The 12321-nt window shown below is 50.8% G+C and carries 11 protein-coding genes; 4 read left to right on the plus strand and 7 right to left on the minus strand.

What is annotated here, in order from left to right:
* The first annotated feature begins 35 nt into the window (after nt 1-35).
* Nucleotides 36-1013: a YhcN/YlaJ family sporulation lipoprotein gene (locus ACAN54_RS20100; RefSeq protein WP_379159377.1), complete on the plus strand. Its 978-nt coding sequence runs from the start codon at nt 36-38 to the stop codon at nt 1011-1013.
* Between the two features lie 136 nt (nt 1014-1149).
* Here ACAN54_RS20100 and nagA read toward each other — a convergent pair whose 3' ends face one another.
* The 7 genes from nagA to ACAN54_RS20135 all read right to left on the minus strand — a co-directional run bounded on the left by nagA (nt 1150) and on the right by ACAN54_RS20135 (nt 9875).
* Complete coding sequence (gene nagA / locus ACAN54_RS20105) at nt 1150-2346, minus strand: N-acetylglucosamine-6-phosphate deacetylase (protein WP_379159380.1); 1197 nt, start codon at nt 2344-2346, stop codon at nt 1150-1152.
* Nucleotides 2334-3062: a glucosamine-6-phosphate deaminase gene (gene nagB, locus ACAN54_RS20110; protein ID WP_379159383.1), complete on the minus strand. Its 729-nt coding sequence runs from the start codon at nt 3060-3062 to the stop codon at nt 2334-2336. Before nagB ends, nagA begins: the two co-directional genes overlap by 13 nt.
* On the minus strand, nt 3062-3940 hold the full coding sequence (locus ACAN54_RS20115; protein WP_379159386.1) for a MurR/RpiR family transcriptional regulator: 879 nt from the start codon (nt 3938-3940) through the stop codon (nt 3062-3064). The genes nagB and ACAN54_RS20115 overlap by 1 nt, the downstream gene beginning before the upstream one ends.
* 313 nt (nt 3941-4253) lie before the next feature.
* A complete protein-coding gene (locus tag ACAN54_RS20120) occupies nt 4254-5792 on the minus strand; it encodes an FTR1 family iron permease (RefSeq protein WP_379159389.1) in 1539 nt (512 codons plus the stop codon).
* 513 nt (nt 5793-6305) lie between these two features.
* Complete coding sequence (gene efeB, locus ACAN54_RS20125; RefSeq protein WP_379159880.1) at nt 6306-7715, minus strand: iron uptake transporter deferrochelatase/peroxidase subunit; 1410 nt, start codon at nt 7713-7715, stop codon at nt 6306-6308.
* Nucleotides 7649-8548, minus strand: a complete 900-nt coding sequence (gene efeO, locus ACAN54_RS20130) for an iron uptake system protein EfeO (RefSeq protein ID WP_379159392.1) — start codon at nt 8546-8548, stop codon at nt 7649-7651. Before efeO ends, efeB begins: the two co-directional genes overlap by 67 nt.
* Nucleotides 8549-8900: 352 nt before the next feature.
* Complete coding sequence (locus ACAN54_RS20135; protein ID WP_379159395.1) at nt 8901-9875, minus strand: LacI family DNA-binding transcriptional regulator; 975 nt, start codon at nt 9873-9875, stop codon at nt 8901-8903.
* Nucleotides 9876-10111: 236 nt separating this feature from the next.
* Here ACAN54_RS20135 and ACAN54_RS20140 point away from each other — a divergent pair, with 236 nt between their 5' ends.
* The 3 genes from ACAN54_RS20140 (at nt 10112) to ACAN54_RS20150 (ending at nt 12063) form a co-directional block, all read left to right on the plus strand.
* Nucleotides 10112-10267, plus strand: a complete 156-nt coding sequence (locus tag ACAN54_RS20140) for a LuxR C-terminal-related transcriptional regulator (protein ID WP_379159398.1) — start codon at nt 10112-10114, stop codon at nt 10265-10267.
* A gap of 404 nt (nt 10268-10671) precedes the next feature.
* On the plus strand, nt 10672-11109 hold the full coding sequence (locus tag ACAN54_RS20145; RefSeq protein WP_379159401.1) for a hypothetical protein: 438 nt from the start codon (nt 10672-10674) through the stop codon (nt 11107-11109).
* Between the two features lie 129 nt (nt 11110-11238).
* Nucleotides 11239-12063, plus strand: a complete 825-nt coding sequence (locus ACAN54_RS20150; protein WP_379159404.1) for an HNH endonuclease signature motif containing protein — start codon at nt 11239-11241, stop codon at nt 12061-12063.
* Nucleotides 12064-12321: the final 258 nt, after the last annotated feature.

Genomic DNA, 12321 nt, shown 5'->3' on the forward strand with positions numbered 1-12321 from the left:
CGCGCACCTTATAACAAGAGATGGAGGATGAATTCATGTTGCGATCGAAGATCAGCATGTCGGTTTCCGCTGCACTACTGCTGGGTGTGGTAAGCATCACGGGCTGCGGTACCAATAACACCGCAAGCGATAATAATGTGCAGACCAAAAGTGTACGCGGAACCCATGACGGACGGCTGGGTGTCAACTCCGTAAGGGCTAATACCTTTGACAAAATGGAGATGAGCCGTGAACTGGCAGACCGGATTGCGGCTATGCCTGAAGTCCGTTCTGCCAATGTGGTAGTGGCAGGGAAAAGCGCCTATGTCGCTGTAACCCTGGATGAAGCTTCAGGCGGTGTCCATGCCAAAAGCTACGGCGATACCATGACAGGTACCAGAGGGACGTCGGGAATGCTAGGCGGTGGAAGAACTTTAGGCGGCACCACTACAGGCATCCTCGGCACAAACGGGATGAACGGGACTGCTGGAATGAACGGGACTGCCGGAATGAACGGCTCCACCAGCGCGAGAGGTTCGAGAAACGGTGTACCTGGAATGACAGGTGTTGGCGGTTCAATCAATGGCATGTCTGGAGCCCTGTCTACAGGTACAGGAACGGTTGGCGGTACTGGCATGACGAACCCGGGGGCCTACGTAGGAAACGGGGGCAACGGAATCATGTCCCGGAGTAACATGACCGATGGCCGGGTGTTGAGGAATGACATCGACAGAAATATGGGCACTGCAGCGGGAACCCGGACAATCACTCCTTATAGCACTAATGGCGTGACTAATGGTACAGGTACTCTGACTAATGATACAGTGACCCGTGAATTGAAGGACAAGATTGCCGCCGAGGTCAGACGTTATGATACAAACATCGACAATGTCTACGTATCCGCGAACCCTGACTTCGTGGAACGGGCGAACTTCTACGCCCAGGAATTCCGTGCAGGTCATCCGCTGAAGGGGTTTGCCCGGGAATTCAGTATAATGGTTGGACGAATCTTCCCGACGCGCAGTGGGTATTAACTCAAGAAAGCCAGTAACAGATTTCTGATAGTATTCCTGGAGAAAAGTTGCATTATTCCAGCTGTTATCCAAAATGCAAAAAAACGCAGCCCCTTCCGGCATCAACGCCGTGATGGGGCTGCGTTTTAAATTGAATTCAGGACAGGCTGGTCATTTTGCGGCCCTTGATCCAGACTCCGCGCAGATTCAGCGCATCATCCAGCAGCAGGATATCGCCGCGTTTACCGGCTTCAAGCGTTCCGATGGTCCGCTGCATGCCGATGGCTTCTGCCGGTGTAAGACTGGCGGCTCTGGAAGCTTCCTCCAGAGTCAGACCGACCTCTTCCACCAGATAACGGAATCCACGGATCATCGTTAACGTGCTGCCAGCCAGGGCCTCCGGATTCTCCTTCAATCTGGCGACACCATCCCTGACCAGAACGGGTAGATCCCCTATAGTGTATTCACCGTCGCTGAGCCCGGTTGCCGACATGGAATCTGTAATCAGCAGCAGATTGCCTTCGTTCTTGAGACGGGACAGAACAGCGATCGCTGCCGGATGCACGTGAATACCGTCGGCAATAATCTCCGCACGAATCCGCGGATCAAACATGATGGCGCCAGCTGCACCAGGCTTACGGTGATGAAGCGGAGTCATCGCATTGAACATATGCACGGCCTGATTAAGTCCGGCGTCAGCGGCGGCGATTACCTCTTCAAATGTTGCGTTTGTATGGCCCAGTGCTGCTGTTATGCCATGTCTGCGCAGCCAGGTAATTGCCGCTAGTGCCCCTTCCCCTTCCGGTGCAAGTGTCACCTGCCGGATTAACCCGGGGTATGAGGCTTCCCACTGCTCCATCCATTCAATATTGGCGGGAACAATGTGGTCCGGGTTCTGGGCCCCTGACCACTTGGGACTAATAAACGGGCCTTCCAGATGTACCCCGGCTAATTGGGCAAAGGGCATTGGGACAGAGCGGAAGGCATGGACTTCCGAGAGTGCCCGGTCAATATCCTTTTTGTCCGCGGTCATTGTTGTCGCCAGCATGGTCGTGGTTCCCTGCGAAGCATGAAACCGTGTAATGATCTCCAGTGACTCTGCATCGGCATACATGAAGTCAAAGCCGGCTCCACCGTGAACATGCACATCCACGAACCCGGGGATGAGCAAGCCGTCAGGAACTTCTTCGGTACTAACGGGCCATCCGGCATATGCTTCCGGCAGCCAGGCGGCTTCGCCGGCATACAGAATGGACTCTTCCGATATAGCAATCACACCTTCCTGCACGATCCCTGAGGGTGTCAGAACTTTTCCGAACAACAGCTCACCTGAGGTATTGGCTATTTCAACCATTTTGCCGCACCTTCATCCAGCAGTACAACGACATTAGGGTGGCTCTGGAGCAAGGAAGCCGGACACTGTGTAGTGATCGGTCCTTCCAGCGCATTCTTCACCGCGTCCGCTTTCTCTTCACCACGTACCAATAGTACAATCTGCCGCGCTTTCAGAATGCCGCCGATTCCCATCGTTACCGCCTGTCTTGGAACATCCTCCTGGCTGTCAAAGAAGCGGGCATTGGCTTCAAGGGTCTCTGGCAGCAGGTCAACGACATGTGTACCGCTGGTCAGACTGGCATTCGGTTCATTGAAGCCGATATGGCCATTGCTTCCGATGCCCAGAATCTGCAGATCCACCGGCCCACCATCTTCAAGCAGCTTATCGTAAGCGAGACATTCCGCATCCAGATCCGGAGCGTTACCATTCGGCACATGTGTTTTGGCGGGGTCGATATCAATATGGTTGAACAGATGTCCGTTCATGAAGCTGCGGTAGCTCTGCGGATGATCCACAGGCAAGCCTACGTATTCATCCAGATTATAAGAGGAAGCTTTAGCGAAGCTGACGATTCTTTTGGCATGCATTTCCACCAGTTTGGCATATACCCCGACCGGGGAGCTTCCGGTAGCAAGGCCCAGGACAGCTTTGGGGTTACTCTGCAGCAGGCTGACAATCAGGTTGGCTCCGGTCAGTGCAAAGTCTTCATCATTCTTAAATTTCAAAATATTCATTAGGATTGACCTCCCCGTTTATGACGGTAATGTTGGACATTCATGTAAGACTGCTCCAGCTTGGGAATGAAATCGCCAAAGCGTGTGCTGACCATTCCGGTGAACAAAATATCAATAATATGAAGCTGTGCGATGCGTGAGGCCATGTCGCCCCTCCGCATGCCTTGCTCCAGTGAGGAAGAGAACAGCGGAATATCGGCCAAAGTTGCCAGCGGGCTGCTCCCATAAGAGGTTAGCGAGATCGTAGCTGCACCGCTCGCTGCGGCACAACTTAAGGCGTCAATCGTTTCCGGGGTTTCCCCGGAATAAGAGATAGCGAAGGCTACATCGCCTTCCTTCAGCGAAGAAGCGGATGTAATCTGCATATGGGAATCGGAAAAAGCAGTGCAGTTCACGCCGATGCGGATCAGCTTCTGATAGAAATCCTGAGCCACTATCGAAGAGGTAGCCATCCCGTACAGATCCACCCGCCGGGCCTTACATAACAGATCAATGGCATTCTGCAGCCGCTCCAGATCAAGCAGGGAAGTGGTGTCCCGGATGGAAGCCAAATGATTAGCCTGCATGGCTTCGACAATCATCGCAAGCGGATTGCCTGCCACGATATCCTGATAGGAGGACCCGCCATCCTGCGGGGAGTTATATTCGTGGGCAATCTCTGCGGCAAGCTTCACCTTGAAATCCGGGAATCCCTTGAAATGCAGAACCTTACAGAACCGTGTAATTGTAGCCGGGCTAATGCCGCATTGCTCGGCCAATTCCGTAATTCCCATATGGACAATTTCTCCCGGAGAGGACAGAATCCGTTCTGCCAGCTTACGCTCCATCTGTGACAGCTTGGATTGCTCATGCTCCAGGGCATGCAGGATGGGAGACATCCCTTCACCTTCTTTTCTTCAGATATGGTGAAATTATTTTTAATAATATGGATTAATTCAAGAAAATTATTTTCATAATTAGAATAATACATACACTGAGAGGATGCAAGAAGGAGTTTTCTCGGGTTCGCAAAGAGGGGCTGTATGGATTCAAGGGGCTTGATACAGCAAAAACTCCATGGAATGCAGCAGCGGATTATAGTCCGCACAGCTGACTCCATGGAGGCGATTGTAGAGAAGTAAATGAATTTGAACATATTAGGCTCATCTCTGCGGAATGCCTTGGTATTCAAGGCGGTTCCGGGGGAAGCGACTATTCCGCTGTCCGTGACTTACCGGTTGCTCCTCTGCTGCGCAGCAGCTCCCAGAGAATGAAGGCCAGCATAAGAAGCTGCGGCACCAAAGTTTCCCAGGTCGGGAACAAACCAAGCCAGCCGATGGAAGGCAAGCCGTTCTCTGTATGTGCAGGGAGAGTGCCTGCTACCTGAAGTGCATGAATGCTCTCGCCGAGGAAGCGGAACACCAAATAGTAGATCAGCACGGTTGCGATGCGGAAGAAGGCCGCAAGCGGCAATTTTGCGCTTAAAGCGATAATGGCATAACCCAGGACGATCAGCACGGCCAGCGCGCCGCCAATCCCAAGCAGCAGCTGCGAAACAGCAATGGAAGGAGCCATTCCTACATAAAAGATGGTAGTCTCCGCACCTTCACGCAAAATGGCCAAAGCCGCTACCAGGAACAAGGACCACAGATTGCCCCGGGCCAGTGCGCCACCTACCTGCTGGCCAACATAATTGTTCCAGGCTGCCGTATTGGACTTGCCGTGAAGCCAGCGGCCGATCGTTAGCATCATCACCACGGCGAATAGCCCGGTAATGCCCTCAATCATCTCACGCGCTCCGCCGGAGGCGGCTTGGGAGATGGTTATACTTAAGATCACAGCGAGCAAGATGCTTCCGGCGAGACCTGCTGCGGCACCGGACCAGATCCAGCGCCGGGTTTTGGGTGTACCTTCCCTCTTGAGATACGAGAGAAGAGCGGCTAGGACAAGAATAGCTTCTAGACCTTCGCGCAGCAGAATCAGTGCAGCATCCCAGGCCGTGTAGCTTGTTTCTCCGGCCAGCGGTGTCAGCTCGGAGAGCATATGGTCCATGGCCGCCAGCGCCTGATCGAGCTTCGGAGGATTAGAGAGAAGATCACCAGTGACTGCTGCGCTCTCATTTTCGATATTCGCATAGACTTTGGGCGAAGCAATCTGCACCTGGCCTTCGGCTGAAGGCCAGGCGGTGATGAACTGTTCCATGATGCCGGCTGCTTCGGCGCTGTTCCCGGCGGTTGCTGCAGCGGAAGCTTGCTTCAGGTAGCCGATCAGCGCTTCAATCGATGCCGGCTCCGCCGAGGCGTCTCCGGTATCGACCGCTTTGCCGTCATGGTAATCGGCCAGCAGCGTATACAGCACTTCCGCTTCGGACAGCGCCGCTTCTTCGCGCAGCGGCTCAGCCTGCAGCGAGATACGCAGCAGGCTCATCTTCGTCTCCAGCAGGCCATAGACGGCTGGATTATCGGCACGGATGCCGCGCTCCGCCGGCGTCCAGCCGCTGACCACGGCGCGGTACGCTTCCGCGGCCGCAGCCCAGTCGCCGCTGCGCGCCGCATCCCGCACGCGTTCCGCCGCGGGCAGCAGCTTCGCCGCCGCTTCACGGCCGGCGGCGCCAGAGTCAACGCCGCCCGTGCCGGAGGCGGCGCTCACATACGCGTCCACGCTTCTCGCGAGCGTGGACAGCGCGGTCTTGGCGGGCGTGCCGCCGCCCGCCGCAAGGGCCTTCGCCGCGTCTGCGAGCGCGGCGTCCACGGCGGAAGCCGGACCGGCGAGTGCCGGGTCCGGCGTGCCGGCGTTCGCGGTGCGCCACAGCGCCGCGAACGTGTCCACATCGGCGGCGGCCGCGTCCCAGCGGCTCTGGCCGGCTTCGACGAGCGCGCTGCCGACCGGCGGTAGCAGCTCGTCCAGCGGCGTGCCCGCCGCCGCGGCTGTGGCTGCTGGCCTGCTGAGCAGCAGCAGGCAGAGGCAGCCGAGCAGAGCGGCTGCCTGCAAGCCGTGCATCTGCGCCTTCCTGTGCGATTCCTGCACAGTCAGCCGCTGACCTAGTTTCGGCAGCCATCCCCCTGGGATTCTATGTACCAGTTTTTGTATCCACAACAGCATCGGGATAACCCCTTTCCATTCTAACCGGGAACGCAGGTGATCGGGTTTATGCTCCTTTAAGGCGGCATTTCCCTTTTCTTTCACTGCGATTGACCCCCATTTATCTTTACTTTGAAAGCATAAGTTTTTATAAGGACGGCGAAGCCATTTCCACTTGCGTACTCAGCCCAGCAGGGCTTCTCCGATATAGCCGCCTTCGCGTACACCCGGAAGACAGGCAAACACTGCGCTACCGGTATGCACCATGTATTCGTTCAGACGGTCGTTTTTGGCAAGGCGCTTCTGAATGCTCACGAACTGCTTCACGAGATCCTTCTGGAAGCTAATGAACAGAAGACCCGCATCCAGCTGCCCTGTGGTTAGATCCATGCCACTGGAAAAAGAGTAGGAACGGCGCAGCATTTTGACTGTGCCATCCCCATGGGCCAGCGCCGAGTGGGAATTGGGCGGGATGACCGGTTTTCCGGCGGCATCGGCCGCCTCCAGATTCAGCTTGGCGAATTCATCGGTAGCTCCGATAGGGGCGCCGCTTTTACGGTGGCGCCCGAAGGTGGCCTCCTGATCACTTAGCGAGGAACGGTCCCATACTTCAATGCGCAGCCGCACGCGGCGCACAGCCATGTAAGTGCCGCCGTTCATCCAGGCAGGGCTTTCGCTGCCGCACCAGACCACCTCGCGCATTTCTGCCGCATCGGTCACATCGGGGTTGCCCGTGCCATCCTTGAAGCCAAGCAGATTGCGCGGAGTTCCGCCTTTGGGGTCTGCTCCGCCAGTCCGCTGGAAGCCTTCCTGCGTCCAGCGGAGCACAGCGGTTCCTCTGGCGATACGGGCCAGATTACGGATGGCATGGAACGCCACCTGCAGATCATCTGCGCAAGCCTGTACGCAGAGATCGCCGCCACACCACTGCGGATCGAGACTGTCTCCGGCAAAGGCCGGAAGATCAGCGAATGTAGACGGACGTTTCGAAGCCAGTCCAAAGCGTCCGTCAAACAATGCAGGTCCCACGCCAAAAGTAATCGTACATTTGGAAGGTGTAAGTCCATCAGCCTCTCCGGTATCGGATGGGGGCAGATTTGGATGATCATTGGCATCGCCGATCAGCGTTCCTGTGGTTAAGGCAGCCGCAGCCGTGGTCCAGGACTGCAGCAGTTTTTTGACATCTGCAATGCTTGAGGTCGTCAGATCAAACGAAGCGAAGCAGAGGAAATTCTGTGCAGGAGTAAGAATTCCAGCCTGATGGCTGCCGTAGAACGGGATGATGTCCTCCCTGGAGGCTTGCAGAGCAGAAGGGGCCTGATGCGTCGCACCACTTGCCGCCAAAATCCCGCTGACCCCGCCGCCGCCCAGCAACAGTCCAAGACCGGAGGCTCCGGTAAGCCGGAGCATCTCGCGGCGGCTGAGTTTTTTATCGAATATCTGTCCGCCTTTGTTATTGTTCTTAATCTCTTCTGTGGCTGTTTGCCCGTTTCGGGGCAGGGGATTAACTTTCTTTTTCATGCCGGTCACACTCCTAGAATAGTCCCCATATTGGAGAGGGGTTCCGCCAAAGCGTCGAGATTCTGGCTTAATTTACGCACTTCATCTTTTTTCAAAGTTTCATAGGACACATATCCATCCCCGGATTTAAAAGGAGCCAGCTCGGCCAGCAGAGCGGTAAACCGGTCGCCGATCGTTTTCTCCAGGGCCGGATCTTTTTTGGCCAGCTCGGGCTTCAGCAGCTCGTAAATCTTCTGCGCACCTTCCACATTGGCTACAAAATCATACAAGTCCGTATGGGAGTAACGTTCTTCCTCACCGGTTACCTTGGAAGAGGACACCTCGTTCAGCAGCTCGACAGCTCCGGTAACAAGCAGGCTTTCATCAATCTCCACGGTCTCTACCTTGGCACGCAGCAATTGGGCATCCTTCAGCAGCTGATCTGCCACCTCGGCCATCCCGTTTGTGGTCTTATTCTGCCAGAGTGCTTGTTCAATCTTGTGGAACCCGCGCCATTCAGCCGGATCGACATCATTCTCACGGGCATCGATATTCGGGTCCAGATCGCCAAGCGCCTCGGCAATCGGCTCGATCCGTTCATAATACATGCGGGCCGGAGCGTACAGTGCTTTGGCTTCCTCCAGCTTTCCGGCTTTGACAGCATCGGTGAAACCTTCCGTCTGCTTCACAAACGCATCGCTCTGCTCAATGACGTAAGCACGGTATTGCTCAATCGCAGAGGTAAAGTCGGCAGCGCCGGTAGAAGCAGCAGTGGTTGTGGCTGGTGTGTTCGTTGCTGTAGCCGCCGTGGCCGCTGCCTCATTATTGGAATTGTTACTATTATTATTGTTGCTATTGTCACCACAGCCGGTGAACAGTATGGAGGCCGCTATTAGACCGGCGGGAAGCGTATAACTATATTTCACTCAAAACACCCCTTTTTTATGTATGCAAATGATAATCGTTATCACTAGTGCTGGATTTATCATAAGGTCCTACACAGGGGCTGTCAATACAAAAATGTGATTTATATCACTGCCAAGTCATAATGTGAAAAATCTCACGCGTAATAGGAGTAAGCGGACAAGTGTAAGGGATGCCGGAGCAAAAGGGAGGAGAAAGTAACAGAGGAGTAGAGGTTATGGAAGGTACTGAAGTCTGGTGACGCCTAGCAGCTTGTGAATCTCGTTGAAGCCGGCGAACCCATTGCAGTATGATATACAACCACCACATACGTAATGGCCGCATCGTTATCCGAAGCTTGTGCATACCTCAGTCTTATACCGTGGACCGCTCAATAATCCGGTATTCCAGCTTCCGGGTCACTGGAAGACTGCTGCCGTGAATATGCTCATGAACCATCCCGAAGGCCGCCGAGCCCATCTGGTAGAGCTGGTTGTCAATCGTTGTGATCTCAAGCAGCCGTCCGATTGGCTGGTTGTCGAACCCTATCACGGCAAGCTCCTCCGGGATACGAAGGCCGTGCTTGCGCGCTTCAATGATCAGGCCAGCAGCCACATGATCGCCTGAAATAATCATCGCCTCAGGCCGGTTGGGATTACCCAGCAGGCGACGAGCCACCTCTGCACCGTCCTCTTCACGCACGCAATCGAAGACCATCCAATCCGGATCAAAAGGCAACCCCTTTTCAGCAAGAAAATCCTGAAAAGCGTTCTGGCGGATAGAGGCACTGCTGCCGTTTTCACGGCCTTCGCAATAACCGATTTTGCGGTGTCCCTTGTTGTACAGATACTCTAGCCCATGGCGGAACGCTTCGTAATGCTCAATATAAATAGAAGAATATGGACGTTCCCCGCTGTTCTGGCAGGTTACAATCGGTCCGTAAGCACAGTATGGCTCGATCCGCTCAGGCTTCAGCGCAGTTGAGACAATGATTACTCCGTCAATTTCTTTGTTACGCAGCATATCCAGCACCTTAAGCTCCTCTTCGGGAACATAGTTGGTCTGGCATAGAATCAGGCGGTATTGCGCCGCCAGCGCAGCTTGAGCCAACCCGTCCATCACCACCGAGAAGTAAAAAGAATTGATCGACGGCAAAATAACCGCAACCGCCCCGGTACGCCCCGTAATCAGATGAACGGCGTTCATATTGCGTGTATAATTCAGCTGCTCTATGGTTTTCAGCACGGCTGTTCTTTTGTCCTTGCTTACATATGGATGATTGTTCAGCACGCGCGATACAGTTGTTACGGATACCCCGGCAATGCGGGCAATTTCTTTGATATTGGCCATCGGACTGCCTCCTGGGACAAGAAATATAGTTCATCTATTTTAGCATAGTGTGCGCTTATAACCTTCCGAATATAAAGCTAGCCATAGAATCCATTTCATAAAATATAGCCTCTCCGCTATCGCCCATTTTAGGGCTGCGACCGCACCATTACCACCCACTATACATAAAATGATTTTGACTGTATCCCTTTACCTTGTTATACCAAACAAACCCAGGGCAAGGAGGGGTGACACCATTGAAGGGGAACGAACATCACAGCAAATTTCTATTGACGCATCGCGAGCGCGAAGTATTCGAGCTTCTAGTGCAGGACAAAACCACACGGGATATTGCCGGATTGTTATTCATCAGTGAAAAAACGGTCCGCAACCACATCTCCAACGTCATGTAGTTTGAAATGGAATTGAAGATTAATGTGGGAAGTCCTTTGGTAATGTTAAGTTCAGTTCTGAACATGGATGGGCTATACTTATGTATTATGAATTTATTTACTTAAGAAAAAGGGAATTTATTCACAAGTTGACAATTGGGGCTAGATACTAATCATGAAGAGCGAACACAACATGATCGCTGAGGAATTGGTCATCAGTCACAGATGTGAGTCTCAGATTGAGAACCAAATTGTATCTTGAGTTTTTATTGTCAATCGGTAAGAGTCAGTCAGTGCCGAATGAACATATACTTGGGCTGATTATTGCATTTTATCTTACATATAAAGGTAATTAATTGAATTAGTCGAATATTAAAACGCGGGGTGGTTTTTCAAATACACTATTCAGCGGAAAGGATACAAAAATGATAACTGAAAATGACGTTATTAGAGCAGTGTGTCTGAAGCTTGACAAACACGGGTTTTCTATTCAACAATCACTTAACACTTTAGAAAAAGGCATAGACGTAATTGCTCGAAGAAATGATTTTATTCTGTACTTAGAAGCAAAGGGGGAAACAAGTGCTTTAATAACTTCAAAAAGATATGGTAAACCATTTAATCAAAATCAAATAGTAGATCATGTGGCGAAAGCGTTACTTTCCGTTTCGAAAATATTGACAACTAGAACAGATGATAATTTCGGCATTGCAATTGCTTTACCAGATAATTTAGGTCATAGAAAGGTGATTCGAGAAATAGAACATGCAATAAAATTATTAGATATAACTATGTTTTGGGTAGCAGCGGATGGATCGGTTGATATAGTGAATAGCCTGGAGAATAAAAAATATTACACATAGTTTTCTACATGTTGATTTTTAGGTATTTCGAAGATCCGAGGATAAGCAGATTACCACAATCCTATAGGGTGTGAGTGGAACGTTGTCAAAACTAATGCAAAGATAATATTTAGTGGGAGTTGAATCATGATGGAAAGTAGAATTCCACCAACGGAAATAAGAAGGGAATTAAGAAAAGAAATTGATTTCGGCTGTCCTATTCAAGGATGCGGATCTCCATTTCTTGAATATCATCATTTTAATCCTCCTTGGCATGAGGGACATACTCACAATCTTGAAGGAATGATTGCACTTTGTCCAAGTCATCATATCATGGCAGATAGGGGAACTTGGACAATAAAAGAATTAGAGTTACTAAAGAAACAAAAAGCAAATAATAAAGTTAACCCTGTGAGAGGTAAACTATACTGGAATTTAATAAACAGCGTGGTAATGGCAGGTAGTAACTTTTTAATAGTTCAGGATCGCTTGTCATTAAGGGTACTTGAAAACGAAATATTTGGCTTAAGTGAAAATGAAAACGGCCAAATGACATTAAATGCTTTATTACGTGATCAATCAGGAGAAATTATCATTCATATTATTGACAATGACATAATTGTTGCACCAGATAAAATTAATGACTTTGTATGTAATGCATCAGGGAACAAAATTAGAATAGAATCAAGAAAAAGTCAGATATATCTTGAATTCTCTATAAAGAGAGAAAAAATAAACAAAATGCCACAAGACCTAGTTAATCTAATTAGTTCAGCCCAAGTAGAGATCCCATTGATCTCGTTGAAGGCAAAGGTGATAAGCAATTTATTTGATATTTCTATTCAGAATAATCAGATTGTGCTGGATTTTCGTAAACTTGGTTATGATAAAACATCACTTTCGAACAGAATAATAGGCCCATCAGGGTCTATAAATATAACGGTTAATAACCATGAATTTGTACATCTCGGATAAGATGATTAGAATGCAATTAGGCTATTAGCAGACTATAATAAATAAAAGTCACTGTTCTTAGCAGTGATTTCTCAATAGTTGGGTTCTATTTGTAATGCTGATTAATCATACTAATCAAACTCAGTTTTAATGCTAACGGAAAAAAGAAGATTCAAAAGTTAATTATCGCATAGAAAAGAGCCGTATTCGGAGAAAAACGAATTCAGGCTTTTTTTACATGAAAGTGTAATCATTCAGAAAGTTTTAATGAGCATAGAG

It is taken from the genome of Paenibacillus diazotrophicus, assembly GCF_042610465.1.